The organism is Pseudarthrobacter sp. MEB009 (assembly GCF_030208875.1).
Classification (GTDB): domain Bacteria; phylum Actinomycetota; class Actinomycetes; order Actinomycetales; family Micrococcaceae; genus Arthrobacter.
The window spans coordinates 470,310-488,338 of record NZ_JARVTC010000013.1 but is presented as its reverse complement, the minus strand read 5'-3'; the positions used below and the strand labels follow the sequence as shown (position 1 = coordinate 488,338).

Below are 18,029 nucleotides of genomic sequence, written 5' to 3'. Positions count from 1 at the left end.
TCGCGGCACCGGCCGCTGTTGTAGTGCGGCGTTATGGGGCCCCGGGTGAGACGATGAAGGCGATGTCAGCTACCAATTTTCCTTCTGAGAAGCCCACCCGGCCACCTGCAACCACCTTGGCCGGCCCCGCGGACAGCTCCGGCAACAGCGTTCCAGCGGAGCCCCGGGGCACCGGTGGGGAGCCTTCCGGGGCACCTTCGGGGGCCAGCGAAACGCGGTCCAGCGCCATCATGGCCGCCGGAACGCTCGTCTCCCGGTTCCTGGGCTTCGGCAAGACCTGGATGCTGGGCACCGCCCTGGGGCTTGGCTCCACCGTCAATGACACGTTCATCAACGCCAACAACCTGCCCAACCTGATTTTCCTGCTGGTGGCCGGTGGCGTCTTCAACGCCGTACTGGTGCCCCAGATCATCAAGGCGAGCAAGGCCCCGGACAGGGGAGCGGACTACATCAGCAGGCTGCTGACCCTGGCGGTCCTGCTGCTGCTCGGGCTGACCGCTTTGGTGACCCTTGCCGCGCCGTGGGTCATCGACCTGACGACGCAGGGGTACAACGAGCAGCAGAAGGCGCTGGCTGTCACTTTTGCGTTCTGGTGCCTGCCGCAGATCTTCTTTTACGGGCTTTACGCCCTGCTCACCCAGATCCTGAATGCCAACGGCGCCTTTGGCCCGGCCATGTGGGCCCCCATCCTGAACAACCTGGTGGCCATCGGCGGGCTGGGGATGTTCATTTGGCTCTTCGGCACCAACGAATTCAGCCCGCATACGCTCGCCAACTGGGGTCCCCAGCAGACGCTGCTTGTGGCCGGTTTCTCCACCATCGGGGTGGTGGCCCAAACGGCCATCCTCCTGATCCCCGTGATCCGGCTGAAGCTCGGGCTGCGGCCGCGCTTCGGCTGGCGCGGTGTGGGCCTGGGGCAGGCCGCGAAGCTGAGCGTGTGGACGCTGCTGACGGCCGCCGTCGGGCAGCTTGCCTTCCTGTACGTCATGCGGATCGCCACCATCCCCGGCGCCGAGCGCATCCGCCTCACGGAGGCGGGAGACCCAGCCGCTGCGGCGCTGCCGGGCAACGCCGTCCTGGAAGTAGCCAGCCAGCTGTACCTCCTGCCGCACTCGATCATCGCCCTCTCGCTGGCCACGGTGCTCTTCAACCGGATGACGCGGGCCTCCCAGGCGGGGAACCGCACGGAGTTGCGGGACGCACTCTCGCACGGCTTGCGGACCATGGCCGTGGCCACCGTTTTCGGAGCCCTGGCGCTCTTTGCGCTGGCTGGTCCGCTGGGGATGTTCTTCTCCGGCGGTTCCCGGCAGGACGGCGTGATGCTGGCCCAGACGCTGACCATACTGGCGCTGAGCACCCCCTTCCTGAGCGCAAATTTCATGATGTCGCGGGTCTTTTACGCGAACGAGGATGCCCGGACGCCGTTTTACGTCCAGCTGCTGCTGGCGGTGGTCTACGTGGCAGGGGCCTTCGCCATCCAGTTCCTGCCGGTGGGCCAGATCATTTACGCGATCGCCATCCTCTATATGGTGGGCAACATCCTGTCCGTGGTGATCAGCGCCGTCTTCCTCCGCCGGCTCCTGGGCCACCTGGACGGGCCCCGGATCGCTAATTCGTACATCCGGATGGGCTACGCGGCGCTCGGTTCAGCCCTTGCCGGTGCCGGTGCGCTGTGGCTGATGGGCAGCTACAACGTTGATGGCTTCGCCTGGGCCGACCGTTTGACGGCGCTCATCACCGTTGCCGTGGTGGGTCCGGTCATGCTTGCGGTGTACCTGGTGTTGTTGAAGCTCTTCCGCGTGAGCGAATTGACTGACCTGCTCCGTCCGTTGCTGGGCCGGTTGGGCCGCGGCGGGCGGAACGACCCCCCTGCCGGGGACCCGCCGTCGGACGCTTCCAAGGTGCCGCCCACAACAGGCGGGCCTGCCGCAGATTCCCCCCAACGGGCCACGACGTCCGTGGATACCGGACTGATTCCGCGCATCTCCGGCGAGTTCGACGCCGTGTCCTTCCGGGCCGGCCCGGTGCCGGAGCAGCTGCCCGAGGCGTACGACGGCGGCACCCGGGAAACACCGCACGGCGGCTACCTCCCTGGCGAGGATCAGCCCGGCACGGCCAGGGCAGGCTTCCTGCGGGAGAGCATCCCCCTGCCGGGCAGGCGGACCTTCCAGGGTAAAGCCGGGGAGAACCCGTATTTCAAGCCGCGGACCACCCGGAAAAAGTAGGACGCCGGGTATTTCCGGCATCTTTTCTCCACGGCCCAACCGATGCCATCCGCTAGGATCGGAAGGGTATGGGGACCGAAATTCCGGGGGAGAGCCGCCAGGCTTCCGCCGCGAGCAGCGGTTGCATCGCTTGAGCCGGCACCGCCGGACAATCTAGGAGGAACACGTGTCCAACCCGATCGATGTCGGATCAGTACTGGGCGGCCGTTACAAGGTCACAGCCACAGTCCTGACCTCGCACGACCACGATCTGGTGCTGGACGGTGTGGATCAGGTCCTGAACCGGCCGGTCAGCATCCTGGTTGCCGGCCCCGAAAACACGGAACAGGTTGCCCAAAGCGCCCGCGAAGTGGCTACGGGAGAACGCCCGGGGACTGTCCAGGTCCTTGATTTGGGCGTGACGGAAGCGGCCACGTACCTGATTACCAACCACGCGTCCGCGGCGGACCTGCTGGACCTGGTGGTGGCCTCCAACCCTCCCTACGTTGAGCCGTTCTTCACGGACACCCTGGGCAGTGAAATTTTTGGCCAGGCACGGTCCAATGAGCCCGAACCCTATGACGACGACGAGGACGACGTCGACGCCGGGTACATCAACTATGCCGAAACGCACCCAAGCCAGGTGGATCCTTACCCCACCGCGCCTGTGATGCCGGCCAAGCCGCCGGCCCGCCCCGCAGCCGCCGCGGCCACTGCCGCCGCCGCACCCTCCTCTACTGGTGATGCTGACGCCACAGCGGCCCACCCCGTCCAGCCTCCGCAGGACGCGGATGCCGGCAGCAGCCAGGCGACCGACAACGCGCAGGGCACCGGAAAGCCCAAGGTTTCGTTGTGGTCCGAGGACGACTACGCCCAGGCCGACACGGAATCTTATGCAGAGACGCCGGAAGAGAACGCCGGCCCGGCTGTCCGGAAGCCCTCCCGCTTTGCCCATGCTGCTGCCCCGGCAGCCGCCGGGGGAGGCATTGCGGCAACAGCCGGCAGCACGGATACCGAGGTCGACGAGGAACGGGACGAAACCGAGCGCGAACCCCGGTCCATGCGTTGGCTGGTGGGTGGCCTGCTGGCGGTTGTCCTCATTGGCGGGTTGATCTTTGCTGTCTCGAATCTGGGCAACCTCATCCCCTCCGGCCCGCAGGCCAACACCACGGCGCCCCAGGCCACGGGTGGTTCCACGGTGGAGCCCACTCCCTCAGCAGCCCCCAGCTCTGCGGCGCCGGCGGCGCCTCCGGTGATCGCCAATGTCAGCCGGCTGGGTTCCTTCGATTTCGCCGCCACTTTCGACGGTGACCTGGTCAAGGCCTTTGATGGCAACGCTGCCAGCTACTGGTCCGATATGGAGTTCGCAACGGAAAACTGGGGCGGACTGGCTCCGGAAGGCGTGCCGCTGGCAATCGAGCTCAAGGAACCGGCAAAAGTATCCTCCATCACCCTGCAGCAGCTGGGCGGTTCCGGCGGCAACATCACGGTGTACACCAACGACAAGCCGTCCCTGGACGGTGCCAAGTCCGTGGGTACCAACAGCTTCACCTCCGGAGACCTTAACATTCCGTTGGCTGAACCGGCTGAGTCGAAGTACGTGATTGTGGCCATCAACTCCCTGCCCAAGCTGGCAGCCCCGAAAACGCGCTACGGTTTCGGGCTTCGACTGGCTGAAATCAAGGTCCAGTAGCCTACCGACCGGGCCGGCAGCATTGTGACTGCGTTTGCTTCCCAGCCGCTGGCCCGGTGGCTGATGCCGGATAGGGGACGGTAATCTTGTGGGTGCCGGTCTGTGTGCCCGGCTCCGGGCGGGACCGCCCTCGCAGCGCAGGCAGCGGAATATTCAGCACCAAGTATCAGTTGTGCCATGTGGCCGGCCTCCGCAGGGGGCGCGTCAATCAAGGAAGAGGTTCACAGTTCAGTGACCATCGCAGAAAACACGGCGTCAGACGTCCGTGACGTCATCATTGTCGGCTCGGGCCCCGCTGGATACACCGCAGCGGTCTACACCGCGCGCGCAAACCTGAAGCCGCTGCTGATCGCAGGATCGGTGACTGCAGGTGGTGAACTGATGAACACCACTGATGTGGAGAACTACCCGGGTTTCCCGGACGGCATCATGGGACCGGACCTGATGGAGAACTTCGAGAAGCAGGCTGCCCGGTTCGGCACCGAAATCCAGTTCGAGGACGTCACCGCGTTGGACCTCACCGGTCCGATCAAAACGGTCACCATTGCCACGGGTGATAGCTTCCAGGCACGCGCTGTCATCCTGTCGACAGGATCCGCATACCGCGAGCTTGGTCTCCCGAATGAAAAGCGGCTCTCCGGGCACGGTGTCAGCTGGTGTGCAACCTGCGATGGTTTCTTTTTCAAGGACCAGGACATTGCAGTGATCGGCGGGGGAGACTCCGCCATGGAGGAAGCCCTGTTCCTCACCAAGTTCGCCAAGTCCGTCACTGTAATCCACCGCAGGGACACATTGAAGGCCTCCAAGATCATGGCCGACCGCGCCCTGGCCCACGAGAAGATTAATTTCATCTGGAACACCGCCGTTGAAGATGTCGTGGGAGACGCCAAGGTGGCGGGCTTGAAGCTGAAGAACCTGATCGACGGTACGGTGTCCGACCTGGCCGTGACGGGTGTCTTCGTGGCGATCGGCAACGATCCGCGGACCGACTTGGTGAAGGACGTCCTCGCCTTGGCACCGGAGGGCACCATCGCGGTGGAGGGCCGCAGTTCCAGGACCAGCATTGCCGGCGTCTTCGCTGCCGGCGACGTCGTTGATCCCACCTACCGCCAGGCCATCACTGCATCCGGATCCGGTTGCGTTGCGGCCCTTGATGTTGAACACTACCTGGCCGACCTGTCTGCCTAATAAACGTACCGATATTTCACGAAAGAAGGACTAGTTATGAGCAACGCCAAAGATGTAACTGATGCAAGCTTCGGTGCGGATGTACTGTCTTCCGAGAAGCCGGTAATTGTTGATTTCTGGGCAGAGTGGTGCGGTCCCTGCCGCAAACTGGGCCCTATCCTCGATGAGATCTCCGTCGAGTACAGCGAGAAGGTTGACGTTGTAAAGGTGAACGTCGATGACAACCCGGCCATTGCAGCCGAGTACGGCATCACGTCGATCCCCGCTGTTTACCTCTTCCAAGGCGGCGAAGTGAAGAGCACTGTGATCGGCGCGAAGCCGAAGCAGTTCTTTGAGAAGGAATTTGCGGACGTCCTGTCCTAAGGACTCCACATAGGTACGGTCACCGCCGTCCGAAAGGAGTGGCTCCGGCTTTCAGCCGGGGCCACTCCTTTTAGTGCGTGTTTCACGTGAAACATTTACGTCGGGCACATGCGATGGGAGGCGATGTGGTCTACTCCACGCTCAGGAAGCTCGGCGTAGCCATGAATGACCCGACTAATCAGCAAGCTCCAGCCCAGCGGGCATGTTTCACGTGAAACACAGAGATGTAGCAAATCTTCGAAGTAGACAGCTTGTTCCAACAAGCGAGTACGTCACCGAAGCGAACAATGGTGCGCTTAGATCAGTTCCTAGAAAAAACCGCCGGATCCCATTCCATCGACTGCATCCGTGTTTCACGTGAAACATATGTGCGGTGTTCTTTAGGCATTGACTCTGAGTGTCTGCGATGATTCGTCCATCAAGTTGTCTGGGACGTTCCTGGAACAACAAGGCCGGGCCGGCTGAGGTCGGTTCTTCGGTCTGCCACGACGGAGCAAACACACAGCATCCAGCAGGGCTGCCGAACATGAACTCGTCATCGGCTGGCTAGGCTGGGAGGTGTTCCGATAACGATAGGGCCTGTTGCAGGTATCCTCAGCACACGGTCCCCATCCTGGCGATGACGGATCGGATGTTTCACGTGAAACATCCGCCAATAGTCGGTGCTTGGCCATCCGGCTAAATTGCAGGCGGTTCCAATCGATTGATAGGAAACGTGGGCAGTCAGCCCATTTCAGTTTCCATCATTTAGCAGCACAGCGATCCTAGGTCTTAGAAGGAACCCAGAGGCGTCGATAATCGCTCGCTCACCCGGAAGAGGGTCCACCGCCCAGCGTACGGATCAAACCGCAGTGTAGCTCCTGAAATGGGGCGAAAAGGGAGATGAAGACTCTCATCGCAGATACGGCCACACTTTCCGCTACGGAAACACGCAATTCAGCGTAATGGTGCAAATGGATCCACCCGAGGCAGTCCCAAACGTTGCGCAATCATTTAGCAGGGAAACCGCCAAGGCACTCCTCAGGGATTGCGACTATCAGGGCTACGGCCTCCGTCCCGCTGGTTTCCGCTGCGAGCACCGAAGTGCCGGGTGAAGCGGTCACCAGGTACCATGTGGCCGAAGGAATTCCGAGGGCCTGAGGGTCTGAGGGCCTGCAGCGGTAGCACCATCCCCATGCCTCTAGTGACCTCGCAGGGGCTTCCCTGCCCCTCGCCATCCTGTCCCCGCAGAGACTCATCGCCGCGGCGGCTAAAACTCGTCTAGATACGTCATCCAGGGTTGAGCACGCCCTGCGTGACAACGATTGGTGTGCTGACATCGGAAGCCAAGACCTGGATCACGGGAAATAGGAGCCAGGAAAGAACCGCAACGGCCCAGATGCTCCGGAGCAAGCCTCTCCCAAGCCGGAATTCTTGGCTGTAGCGTGGCCTACCTGCTCTGAGTCGGTCGATCCTATTCATCTCTACCAAAACTGACTATCCGAAATGATGACTCATGGTAGCCAGCTACTCGGTAACGTATGGCCCTGGAGCCATTCTGCTCGTGAGTATGTTTCACGTGAAACACCACCTGAAGACGACATTCCGTGAATGCACGCAGCGGGCGGTCGGGTAGGCACAAGGCGTTCTTCACGGCGCCACCGCTCCCACCATGCCTGGCTGTTGGGCTGGCTGTCCGGTTATCGCCCCGTACGGCTCACCGCGGCCCGGGGGAGCCGTACGGCGCCAGTGCCAGTTGGTTCGGTTCTGTGGGGCGCAAGTTGACTGGCAAGAACCAATAGGAGACTCGTGGCCCGGGTGTATGCCGTTGGTTCCGGAGTTATGGCAACTGCAAATCGTCTTGGACAACTTCGCAGACTTGGGGCAATTCCGCAACCTGGGCAGCTGCATATCCGTGAGCGAATACACACGTTGTCCACACTAGCGCGGCCAGCTTATCCACACCTTTATTCACAGCCATCGTCTCAGTGAGGATGCTGCCCCATGGAGCGTACGGTTTCGTCGTCTCCCACCCGGGTAAGTCCCGCTGCGCAGTTTCACCCACTTATCGGCGCAACAAATAGGCAGAGGAGCCCAAAATAGCGGAATAATCAGCCTTTTGTGGCTTAGACTGGTCGTTCTGCGCCTGAGTCTTGGATTGCCTATAAAGGAAGGCGCATGTTTCACGTGAAACATGACATGTCTTGGAGCCCAACCAAGATAACCTTGCGCGCCTTTTGCTCCGCCGCCTGCTGCCAGCTGGCTAAAGTTAGCCACAACCAGCAACTAGATATCCACACCGTTATCCACAGCCTGATCAACGAGTGATATCCGCCAGTGAAATCCATGGAGCCGGTTGATGACAAACACTGGAGATGGTGACTGCAGTTCAATGTGGGGTGGGCCGGGACCAGCATCAATCGCTCAGCCCACCAACCGGAAACCCTCGTGGTCACCCACGGTGCCAGCTGGTCACGAACTGCGCAGCGGGCTCTTTCTAGAGCACATCGGTGGGATTCCTAACGGCGAGGTCTGGTCGACTGACCCGTCGATGGATGCCACCGCCAGTCCTGGCAAAGAAGTCCGCAGAACTCCATGTGCAGAAGTGAATATTCAGCGAAGCGGGCGCCGCGGCCCGAGTGGCTCGCCTCGGTCCGGCGAATGAACTATGTCTCGACCGAAGTTGATACTGGCGCGGGATCGGTGCCTTGTCCTCCGGGCGCCAAAGGTCGAAGCGACGACACAACCGGGATGGCCGACGCCAAACTGAAGGGTTAAAGAACGTAGCGTCGTCGCCATCCCTGGGGGAGTGCAACGGTGTCGGCGCGCATCGGCGTCTGCACTCAATCAAGATTGTCCGCCGAGGAATGGGAAGGACAACAAACGTTGCTACAGGGACCACACCCAGGCATGTGTTGGCGGTCTACTCATCAAGCCCAATGCTGTCAGGTGCTCCGTCTCCGCACACCTCACGATGGGAGGGCGGCCGATAATCCCGCTGAAGACTGTGCTTGCGTACTTTGGTCTTGTGGCGGCGACGGTGACGAAGCAGTTGACGGGAACAAGAACCAGTAGATCACGGCATTGGTTAGGCAATGAGCGTCGCGTTCCGTAGTTGCACCGGGCCGGAGACGACGGCAACGTAAGTGGGTGTGGACCCATATGGATGCCACGTCCACATCTGCGCCTACATCATCTTCGTTACAGCGGCGACCTACTGAGATAGAAGTGCCGTGGACTCGGGAGTTCGCCGTGGCGGTCGGGGCCGGCTCGTCACGGATGTAGGCCCCCTCGCCGGTCTTGCTGCCTGGCGCTGAGCCGACGGGGTCCACCAACCCGTCGAAATCATGGTCCCTTTCCGTGTTCGGACCCGGGTTCGAGTCGATGTCCCCGTCCTTACCAATGTCCAGGTTCGCTTTTGCGGCCGGCAAGGGACTCAATCTGCTGACCCTTACTGGAGGTTTCACGTGAAACACAAAACCAGACACCTGCGGCAGACAGCTTCCAGGTAGTCCATTCGGCGAACCGAAGTTCTCCTGGCAGGCAAGCCAAACGAGGTAGCGTCTTTCGCATCAGTATTGCCCGATCGCCTGATAGCGATATTTCCGAGTGGCCGATGCCTAGACTGCGGAAGTATGTAGTGCGGTTGGATTTGCAGCTTCGCTAACGGCCGCCTGGATACAGCACATGCAAGGAATAGTCCGATGTTCCATCCAAACAGCCATTCCTTTAGCGTTTCACGTGAAACATCAGTCTGACTGAGAATGATCGGGGGTGCTTGGGTTGATGCCTCGGTCTTGATCTGTCGCACACGAAGCGCGCCTGTAGCGGGCGATTTCGTACCCTGGTCCCATCCTTCTCAGAAGCTGAGTCACCTACTGACACGCTAAGACGGCATAGGAAGATTTCATCAGTCTTGCAGAGCCGCCAGTGCCGACCAGTCAAGACACATCCGGGCGCTCCATCAAAAGGAGGAGAGGGGGACAATCCTCGTACCCCGTCCAAGTCAACTGTTCGGTCTCTCATCCTGAAGTGCCCGCCAAGCGGAGTGAGCGCTCTGAGGTCCCATGTCCCTCACGTTTCACGTGAAACATTTTGTGAATCATTAGTACGAGCACCACCGTTCTCATCCCGATGGAGCTTCTCTCACTCGGTCGCCACGACGGACATTCGCTTTTTGAGTACTATCAAACTTGCCTTTATGACCATGCCAGAGGGGTTGCCGATGACAGCAGAGTGAATCAGCTAATCGTGGCACGCAACACTCGCGTCCTGCAGCGAATCAGGGCGACTGAAGGACAACCGGTGGCTGGCCTCCCTGGTCGAAAATGGAACCTGCCAACTCGAAAGACGACCAGCCTACCGGCCATTTCCTCCGGCACCCTGGCGGTGGGGCCCGCCTGGTAGTCCCGCATTCATAAGCCGCCAACGCCCCATCAGGGGAGTGGGATGCAGCGCGCACCCATCAGTAGCCGCTGAAGGCATTCAAGGCGCTCAAACAGCCACCAAGCAGCCCAGCGCCAGTCAATTTGATGCTCTGCCCATCCAGGACATCAAGGGATAGGCCTTCCGTGGGGAGCCATCGCATACCACGCTTCCCGGAAACAGGAAAAGGCCCCGTCCACAGACGGGGCCTTGCCAAAGAGAGTGGCTTCAAACTGTCAGTTCGCAGAACCCGGACTCAGGACATCCATGATGCGATTCAGATCCTCAACGCTGGCAAACTCAATGCTTACCTTGCCCTTACGGACACCAAGCGAAATCTTGACATTTGTGTCCAGCCGGTCCGAAAGGGATGACGCGAGATAATCCAAACGCTCATGCCTGGCACCGGGGCGGGGAATGTTGTTTTTTGCGGGCTTTGCGGGATCCTGGTGCAGGGTTACCGCCTCTTCGGTTGCCCGGACAGACATTCCCTCGGCCACAATCTTCTGCGCCAGCCGCTCCATTGCTGCCGCATCGGGAAGGGAAAGGAGGGCCCGTGCATGGCCGGCCGAAAGAACTCCAGCGGCAACCCGACGCTGTACCAGGGCCGGAAGCTTCAGCAGGCGAAGCGTATTGGACACCTGTGGCCTGGACCGGCCGATCCGGTCAGCCAACTGTTCGTGGGTAGTGCCAAAGTCCTCAAGGAGCTGCTGGTACGCTGCTGCTTCTTCCAGCGGGTTCAGCTGGCTGCGGTGCAGGTTTTCCAGCAGGGCATCCCGCAGAAGGTCATCATCGGTGGTGTCACGGATGATCGCGGGTACCGTTTCGAGGCCTGCGGCCTGTACTGCCCTCCACCGGCGCTCACCCATAACGAGCTCATAAGGCTCGCCATCGGTTTCGGTTGATTTACGCACCACAATTGGCTGGAGAACGCCGATTTCGCGGACCGAGTGGACAAGCTCTGCCATGTCGTCTTCATCGAAGACGCTGCGGGGTTGTTTGCGGTTGGGATGAATGTCCAGCACCGGGATTTCAGCGAACCGGGCACCGGGCACTTCAACAAGTTCTACCGCCGGCGCCGGACGTCCCGTCCTGGTGCCGGCAGGAACTTTGGCCGTCGTCGGAGCATCGGATGTCTTCGCAGCCGTCGCCTCCGCGTCGGAAGCGGAGACCGGAGACTTCCGCGAGCTGGAACCGGCAGCAGCCGCAGGCGCCGGCTTTTCGGGAACGGAGCCCGAAGCATCAGCTGCTTTGCCGGAAGCTGGTTTCCGGCCGGGCTTGACTGTCTCATCGCCGGTGCCGGCCGCGGCAACGGTTTCCTCGACAGGCTCAGTCTTCCGCCGCCCTTCAGGGAAAAAGAGATCCACCGGACGCGAAACGGAAGTGCTGTTGCCTGATTCGCCGGCGCCAGCCGAGCTGGGAATCAGCGCGCCAAGTCCGCGGCCTAAGCCCCGTCGCTTCTCGCTCATGGGTATGTCCCTCCAGTGGTCCGGGTTGCAGCCCGGGTCCAGTCGTTGCAGTTTCGAAAGATTCTAGCGTTCCGCGATTTCAGCAGCGGCTTCCAGGTAGGACAGTGCTCCTGTGGAGGAGGGGTCGTAAGTCATGACCGTCTGCTGGTAGCTGGGCGCTTCAGAAATCCGCACCGAGCGGGGAACAACCGCAGAGAGTACCTTCTCAGGGAAATGCTGGCGCACCTCCGCTGCCACCTGGGCGGCCAGGTTGGTGCGGCCGTCGTACATGGTCAACAGGATGGTGGATACTTCCAGATCAGCATTCAGGTGCTTCTGGATCATTTCGATGTTCTTCAGCAACTGACTCAGTCCCTCGAGGGCGTAGTACTCGCACTGGATGGGGATCAGTACCTCGCCGGCTGCACAGAAAGCGTTGACCGTCAGCAAACCCAGGCTGGGCGGGCAGTCAATAAAAATGTAGTCGAGGCGCTCTTCGCCGTTCTTCTCACGGGTCTTCGCATAAAGGTCGATGGCCCTGCGCAGCCGCTGCTCGCGGGCCACGAGTGAAACGAGTTCAATCTCTGCGCCGGCCAGGTGGATGGTGGCGGGTGCACAGATGAGGTTCTTGATGTCCGGGCACTGGGCCACAACATCCGCCAGGGCCACATCGTTGATCAGCACATCGTAGATGCTGTCGACGTCGGCGTGGTGTTCAATGCCGAGGGCTGTGGACGCATTTCCCTGCGGGTCAATGTCGATGACCAGGACATTAAGTCCGGCAGCTGCAAGGGCCGCGGCGATGTTCACGGTGGTGGTGGTTTTACCCACACCACCCTTCTGGTTGGAGACGGTGAAGATTCGTGTCTTTTCGGGGCGGGGCAAGGGACGCCCCAGAAGCTTCTCCCGGCGCTTGGTTTCATGCGCCAGTTCCTTCGCGATGGGACTTGAGTCATCCATCGCATCCATAACGTTGCTTTTACCGCCGGCGGTTGTTTCACGTGAAACGGCCGCAGTTGAAGCTGCTGCTACTACCTGTTTCGGGTGATTACCACCGCGGTCAGGGGCAGAGACTGGGCCCGCGACAGACCGCGCCGACCCCAAAGACACAAACGGGGGGATCCGTTGCGTGGAGGCTTCGCTACTGCTCAATGGGCACACTCACTCTCGTTCAGCCAATACTGCTGCCGTGGACTAGCCTATCCGCTCAACCCGGCGAACCTGGGCCGCCGGGCTCGCCTAGGCCTTCTTTTGGGACTTGTTTACAACAATGCGGACCACGGTGGTGGGTTCCGCCAGGAGGGTCTCGCCAACGGTGACCACGGAGGTGGAAACGCCGCCCAGCCTGCGGATGGTTTTCGCGGCTTTCTCGATTTCCTCACCGGCGCTGCGGCCCTTGATGGCCACTACTTCCCCTTTGCCCGCCAGCAGGGGAATGGTGAGTCCCGCCAGGTTTGTCAGCGCCGAGACAGCGCGGGCCGTCACCACGTCCGCTTCGACGTGGCCCACCGCGAGTTCGGCGCGGGTCCGCATCACCGTGACGTTGTCCAGCCCCAGGTCATCAACTACTTCCTGCAGCCAGATCACCCGGCGCTCCAAGGGTTCGATCAGCGTCAATTCGAGGTCGGGACGGGCAATCGCCAGGCAGAGTCCCGGCAGCCCGGCCCCGCTGCCGACGTCGGCCACCTGGCTTCCCTGCGCAATCTCACTTTCGATGACGGCGCAATTGAGCACATGCCGGCTCCAGAGGCGGGGTACTTCCCTCGGCCCGATAAGGCCACGTTCGGTACCCGAGGTGGCGAGGTGCTCGACATAGCGCTTCGCAAGCTCCAGCCTGTCGCCGAAGATCTTTTCAGCGGCCACGAGCTCAGCTGCCGTGATTTCAACCATGGTTAGCGGGTCAGCAATTCTCTAGTCTGCGGATACAACAATGTGGCGGCCGGCGCCTTCGCCCTCGGACTCGCTGACAAGTCCCAGATCGGCTACGGCGTCATGGACGATCTTCCGCTCGTAGGCGCTCATGGGCTCCAGGGCCACGGGCTGGCCGGTCTCCTTGACTGCTGCTGCGGCATCCTCAGCCACCTTCTGCAGGTGACCGGTCCGCTCCTGGCGGTAGCCGTTGATGTCCAGGACAAGGCGCGAGCGGCTGTCCGTCGCGGACAGCACGGCAAGCCGCGTCAGTTCCTGGAGGGCTTCCAGGACTTCGCCGTCCTCACCCACCAGGTGGTCCAGGTTATCCGTCTCTTCTTCGGCCACGATCGAGATGTACGTGCGGCCGTTCCGGACCTCAATGTCGATGTCGCCGTCAATGTCCGCAATGTCCAGCAGCTCTTCGAGGTAGTCCGCCGCGATGTCGCCTTCTTCTTCGAGGCGGCTGACGGAGGAGACCTTTGCCGGGGAGTCATCGCCGGCAACGACGTCGTCCCGGCCGTTGATGCCGTCTTCCGTAAGGGCGTGTTCGGTGCTCTCGGCTGACATTACTTCTTCTTCCTGTTCTTGCGCTGGGGCTGGACACGCTGGATCTTGGGCTCAAGGGCGGCGGCAGCAGCGGCGTCGGCCTCTTCGTCCTTTTTGCCCGTAAGGATGGACAGGGCCGGCAGGCCCTTGGCGGCGCGGCGCTCCGCCAGGGCCTTCGCTGCGGGGGAACCCGGGGTGGGCATCCGGCGGATCACAAAGAACTGCTGGGCCATGGTCCAAAGGTTGGTGGTGGTCCAGTAGATGAGGACACCGATGGGGAAGTTGATGCCACCCACGCCGAAGACCACCGGCAGGATGTACAGCATCATCTTCTGCTGCCGCATAAACGGGCTGGCCATGGCTTCTTCTGACATGTTCTTCGCCATGATCTGCTTCTGCGTGATGAACTGCGAGGCGGTCATGGCGAGGATCATCACGATGGAAAGAATCCATGTGGCCGTGACGTTGCCGCCGGCCGGTGTGCCGTGCAGCAAGGTGGCTGAGAGCGGGGCACCGAAGATGCTGGACTGGTCAAACTGAACGACCTGTTCGTGGCTCATGGCGCCAACGCCTTCGCCTTCACGGGCGTTGGTGCTGATGCCGGAAAGCACCTGGAACAGCGCGAAGAAGAACGGCATCTGGATCAGCATGGGAAGGCAGGCCGAGAACGGGTTGGTCCCGTGCTTCTTGTACATGGCCATCTGCTCCTGCGCCATGGCCTGGCGCGAGAGCTGGTCGGTTTTGCCCTTGTACTTGGTCTGCAGCTTCTTCAGGTCGGGCTGCAGGAGCTGCATTCCGCGCTGGGCCTTGATCTGTTTGACGAAAACAGGGATCAGGGCGGCACGGATCACCAGCACCAGCCCGATGATGGACAGGGTCCACGTCCACCCGTTGGCAGCGGGCAGGCCAATGATCGTCAGTCCCTCATGAAAACCCACCATGATGATGGACACGAGCCATTTGAATGGAAACATGATTGTTTCAAAGAAGTCCATACTTATCCCTATTCGTCAGGCCGCACTGCGGCCTTCTTCATCAGTCCGAGCAGCCAGGTACTTGTCCGGGTTGTTCAGCACAACAATTGTGGGGGTCCGGCCTGCAGGCCATTCCCGGCTCCCGGCGGGGACGTGGTCCACACCGCCGGCGTTCCAAGGGTGGCAGCGGCCAAGGCGCCGGGCTGCCAGCCACGTACCCTTCACGGCACCGTGGACGGTGACCGCTTCGAGGGCGTAGGCAGAACATGATGGGAAAAAACGGCAGACGGGACCGTACAAGGGGGAAATCACCTTGCGGTAGGCCATCAGCAGGAGGATGAGGATGTTGCGGGGAAGCGTCCAGATGAACTTCCCGACGGCGGCGGCCACGGAAGGGCGGACGACGGCGGTGGCGTTAGGCACGCGGTGTCCCCTCCTGTGTTGTACCGGCAGAACCGCTGGGGGCGCCTTTGAGGGCGCGGCCCGCCAGTCGGTTCAGCGTCGATTCGAGTGCAGCGTTGTAGTCCGAAAGGAGCTGGTCCCAGCTCGCCGATGCGGACGCGGGCAGCGCCCGCACCACTATGGCGAATCCGGTGCCGTGCTCGCGCAGCGAGACGGCTCCTGCTTCCCTCAGTCTCCTCTTAACGAGGTTCCTGACCACAGCGTTCCCTACACTCTTGGAAACGATGAACCCGATCCGGCTGGGTTCGTCAGCAGCTAGTGCTGCCGCATATAACACTACGTTCCGGCGTCCATTGCGGACACCGGAACGTACGGTTGTTGAAAAATCGGTCGCAGTCCTCAGGCGGTTGCGGGCGGCAAGCACCTCTAAACTCGCAGGGAAATGTCTACCGACAAGTCAGTGTTTAGGCCGACAGTTCGGTGCGGCCCTTGCCACGACGGGCTGCCAGGATGGCGCGGCCGGCACGGGTACGCATACGAAGGCGGAAGCCGTGCTTCTTGGCTCGACGGCGGTTATTCGGCTGAAAAGTCCGCTTGCTCACGTTAGTTACTCCAGTGGATCAAAGGTGCGCCCACCCGATCAGAAAAAGGGGGAAGAACTGGCCGACGCTAAGTTTTGTATGTGCACACGCTTTCCCCCTACTACCCGGACGCGTTGCGGCTGGGAGATTTCGATGGGGCTAAAAAGCGGACACAAAGGACTTCACAACGTTAGGGCCTTTTGTGCCCCGGAGTCAAACCGGGAGCCATGCCGGCGGCTATCCCCAGCTGTGGCTAACCTGCCTGCCGGGCCTGTGGATGAAGTGTCCCGGGGGCCCGTTTTTCGAACGACACCCGTGTAATTATCCACAAGCCGATTGCCAGCTATCTTCTAGGCTTTTCATCCCCTAGAGTGGCTCAGTAGCCGATTATCCACGGACTGTGCATAACCCTGTGGATACAGCTGGGCCAGCCCCCTGGATTCCGGACTGGCTGCTGGCAATGCAGGCAAAGCAAGTTTTAGGGAACCGATTGATGACAGTAGACGAATCCAACCACGCCAATACTGTCGGAAGTTCCTGGCGGCGCGTTATCACCCTGCTGGAGCAGGACCACCGCGTTTCGCCCCGCCAGCGTGGTTTCGTCATTCTGGCCCAGGCCCAAGGCCTGATCGGATCCACCCTCCTGGTGGCCGTTCCCAATGAGCTCACCCGCGAAGTTCTGCAGACCCAGGTCAAGGACGCCTTGGACGACGCCCTGCATAACGTCTTTTCCGAGGACATCCGGTGCGCCATCGACGTGGACACCGATCTGGTTCCCCTGCACGCGGAGCCCGAACCCGTCGTCGAGCCTTCCTTCACTGCCGACCAGCTGATCGAGCAGAAGCCGCAGCCCATGCTGCCCAGCACCTCCCACGAGTTCGGCCGGCTCAACCCGAAGTATGTATTTGACACTTTTGTGATCGGCTCGTCGAACCGGTTTGCCCACGCCGCCGCAGTGGCCGTCGCCGAAGCCCCTGCCAAGGCCTACAACCCGCTTTTCATCTATGGCGATTCGGGCCTGGGCAAAACACACCTGCTGCACGCGATCGGGCATTATGCCCGCCGGCTGTACAGCGGCATCCGGGTCCGGTACGTCAACTCGGAGGAATTCACCAACGACTTCATCAACTCCATCCGGGATGACGAAGGCGCCAGCTTCAAGACCACGTACCGCAACGTGGATGTGCTCCTGATCGATGACATCCAGTTCCTGGCCGGCAAGGACCGGACGCTGGAGGAGTTCTTCCACACGTTCAACTCCCTGCATAACAACAACAAGCAGGTGGTCATCACCTCGGACCTGCCGCCCAAGCAGCTGGCAGGTTTCGAAGACCGGATGAAGTCACGCTTCGAATGGGGCCTCCTGACGGACATCCAGCCCCCGGAACTGGAAACCCGCATCGCCATCCTCCGGAAGAAGGCCCTTAGCGAAGGGCTCTCCGCTCCGGACGACGCGCTGGAATACATCGCTTCCAAGATTTCCAGCAACATCCGCGAACTTGAGGGCGCCCTCATCCGGGTCACGGCCTTCGCCAGCCTGAACCGGCAGCCGGTCGATGTGGCACTCGCTGAGATGGTACTCAAGGACCTCATCACCGATGACGGGGCCCAGGAGATCACCTCGGCCCAGATCCTGCAGCAGACAGCTGAGTACTTCAAGCTCAGCATGGAAGAGCTGTGCAGCAAGTCCCGCACCCGGACCCTCGTCACGGCGCGCCAGATCGCCATGTACCTCTGCCGCGAGCTGACGGACATGTCATTGCCCAAGATCGGGCAGGAGCTCGGCGGCCGTGACCACACCACGGTGATCCACGCGGACCGGAAAATCCGTGAGCTGATGGCCGAACGCCGTGTGATCTACAACCAGGTGACAGAGCTGACCAACCGGATCAAGCAGCAGCAGCGCGACTCCTGACCGCGCTTCTCTTACCTTATTAACAGGCGCATGTGGATAAGCCTGTGGATAGTTAAGGGGACAACCGCGCTTAATGGGCTTAAAACCCTTAAGCCGCCTGTGGATCAGCAAACCGGGCAAAATTCTTATCCCCATCCACACCCTGTTTAAAACCTGCTCCACCCACAATCCGTGAACAGGGCTTAACCGCTGGAACCCGCGGCCAGCAGGGGTTATCCACAGTTTCCACAGCAGTTATTAACACTACTAATCCCAAAAAATTGAAATCCCTCAAACAACAAGTTCGTTCCCAGCGCTTCGACCGTCCGGACCTGGCGGTCCAAACAGCTGGGTGGGAGACCCGGGGATGGGTTAATCCCGGATCTTCCGGCTAAGCTGTCAGCAGCGCTCCCATCCTTAG

13 protein-coding genes are annotated in these 18,029 nt (G+C 61.1%); 5 read left to right on the top strand and 8 right to left on the bottom strand.

Going from position 1 to position 18,029, the window contains the following annotated elements; genetic code table 11:
• The first annotated feature begins 62 nt into the window (after positions 1-62).
• The 4 genes from murJ to trxA all read left to right on the top strand — a co-directional run bounded on the left by murJ (position 63) and on the right by trxA (position 5,448).
• Positions 63-2,225, top strand: coding sequence for a murein biosynthesis integral membrane protein MurJ (murJ, locus tag QRN07_RS13500; protein WP_050684541.1), 2,163 nt, complete (start codon positions 63-65; stop codon positions 2,223-2,225).
• 166 nt (positions 2,226-2,391) lie between these two features.
• Complete coding sequence (locus QRN07_RS13495) at positions 2,392-3,897, top strand: protein kinase family protein (RefSeq protein WP_285241281.1); 1,506 nt, start codon at positions 2,392-2,394, stop codon at positions 3,895-3,897.
• A gap of 231 nt (positions 3,898-4,128) precedes the next feature.
• On the top strand, positions 4,129-5,085 hold the full coding sequence (trxB, locus tag QRN07_RS13490; protein WP_050684543.1) for a thioredoxin-disulfide reductase: 957 nt from the start codon (positions 4,129-4,131) through the stop codon (positions 5,083-5,085).
• Between the two features lie 36 nt (positions 5,086-5,121).
• Complete coding sequence (gene trxA / locus QRN07_RS13485; protein ID WP_050684544.1) at positions 5,122-5,448, top strand: thioredoxin; 327 nt, start codon at positions 5,122-5,124, stop codon at positions 5,446-5,448.
• A 4,640-nt stretch (positions 5,449-10,088) separates the two neighbouring features.
• On the opposite strand, the gene QRN07_RS13480 is transcribed toward trxA, so the two are convergent.
• The 8 genes from QRN07_RS13480 to rpmH form a co-directional block, all read right to left on the bottom strand.
• A complete protein-coding gene (locus tag QRN07_RS13480) occupies positions 10,089-11,321 on the bottom strand; it encodes a ParB/RepB/Spo0J family partition protein (RefSeq protein WP_285241280.1) in 1,233 nt (410 codons plus the stop codon).
• 63 nt (positions 11,322-11,384) lie between these two features.
• Positions 11,385-12,452, bottom strand: a complete 1,068-nt coding sequence (locus tag QRN07_RS13475) for a ParA family protein (protein WP_285241279.1) — start codon at positions 12,450-12,452, stop codon at positions 11,385-11,387.
• An 87-nt stretch (positions 12,453-12,539) separates the two neighbouring features.
• Positions 12,540-13,190 carry a 16S rRNA (guanine(527)-N(7))-methyltransferase RsmG gene (gene rsmG / locus QRN07_RS13470; RefSeq protein ID WP_056599388.1) on the bottom strand — a complete coding sequence of 217 codons (651 nt, stop codon included), beginning with the start codon at positions 13,188-13,190 and terminating at the stop codon, positions 12,540-12,542.
• Positions 13,191-13,211: 21 nt separating this feature from the next.
• On the bottom strand, positions 13,212-13,778 hold the full coding sequence (locus tag QRN07_RS13465) for a Jag family protein (RefSeq protein WP_050684547.1): 567 nt from the start codon (positions 13,776-13,778) through the stop codon (positions 13,212-13,214).
• Positions 13,778-14,752, bottom strand: a complete 975-nt coding sequence (yidC, locus tag QRN07_RS13460; RefSeq protein WP_056599391.1) for a membrane protein insertase YidC — start codon at positions 14,750-14,752, stop codon at positions 13,778-13,780. Before yidC ends, QRN07_RS13465 begins: the two co-directional genes overlap by 1 nt.
• A gap of 15 nt (positions 14,753-14,767) precedes the next feature.
• The gene (yidD, locus tag QRN07_RS13455) at positions 14,768-15,154 is read right to left on the bottom strand and encodes a membrane protein insertion efficiency factor YidD (RefSeq protein WP_050684549.1); all 387 of its coding nucleotides are present in this window, start codon (positions 15,152-15,154) and stop codon (positions 14,768-14,770) included.
• A complete protein-coding gene (gene rnpA / locus QRN07_RS13450; RefSeq protein WP_056599394.1) occupies positions 15,147-15,557 on the bottom strand; it encodes a ribonuclease P protein component in 411 nt (136 codons plus the stop codon). The genes yidD and rnpA overlap by 8 nt, the downstream gene beginning before the upstream one ends.
• 40 nt (positions 15,558-15,597) lie before the next feature.
• Positions 15,598-15,735 (bottom strand): 50S ribosomal protein L34, encoded by a 138-nt coding sequence (gene rpmH, locus QRN07_RS13445; protein ID WP_003800212.1) that lies wholly within the window; start codon positions 15,733-15,735, stop codon positions 15,598-15,600.
• Between the two features lie 472 nt (positions 15,736-16,207).
• Here rpmH and dnaA point away from each other — a divergent pair, with 472 nt between their 5' ends.
• Complete coding sequence (dnaA, locus tag QRN07_RS13440) at positions 16,208-17,629, top strand: chromosomal replication initiator protein DnaA (RefSeq protein ID WP_050684551.1); 1,422 nt, start codon at positions 16,208-16,210, stop codon at positions 17,627-17,629.
• Positions 17,630-18,029: the final 400 nt, after the last annotated feature.

Bases quoted from the DNA above. Each gene is read 5' to 3' on its own strand.
- yidC (WP_056599391.1), bottom strand. From the start codon at position 14,752: ATGGACTTCTTTGAAACAATCATGTTTCCATTCAAATGGCTCGTGTCC.
- trxA (WP_050684544.1), top strand. From the start codon at position 5,122: ATGAGCAACGCCAAAGATGTAACTGATGCAAGCTTCGGTGCGGATGTA.
- murJ (WP_050684541.1), top strand. From the start codon at position 63: ATGTCAGCTACCAATTTTCCTTCTGAGAAGCCCACCCGGCCACCTGCA.
- QRN07_RS13465 (WP_050684547.1), bottom strand. From the start codon at position 13,778: ATGTCAGCCGAGAGCACCGAACACGCCCTTACGGAAGACGGCATCAAC.
- rsmG (WP_056599388.1), bottom strand. From the start codon at position 13,190: ATGGTTGAAATCACGGCAGCTGAGCTCGTGGCCGCTGAAAAGATCTTC.
- QRN07_RS13480 (WP_285241280.1), bottom strand. From the start codon at position 11,321: ATGAGCGAGAAGCGACGGGGCTTAGGCCGCGGACTTGGCGCGCTGATT.
- dnaA (WP_050684551.1), top strand. From the start codon at position 16,208: ATGACAGTAGACGAATCCAACCACGCCAATACTGTCGGAAGTTCCTGG.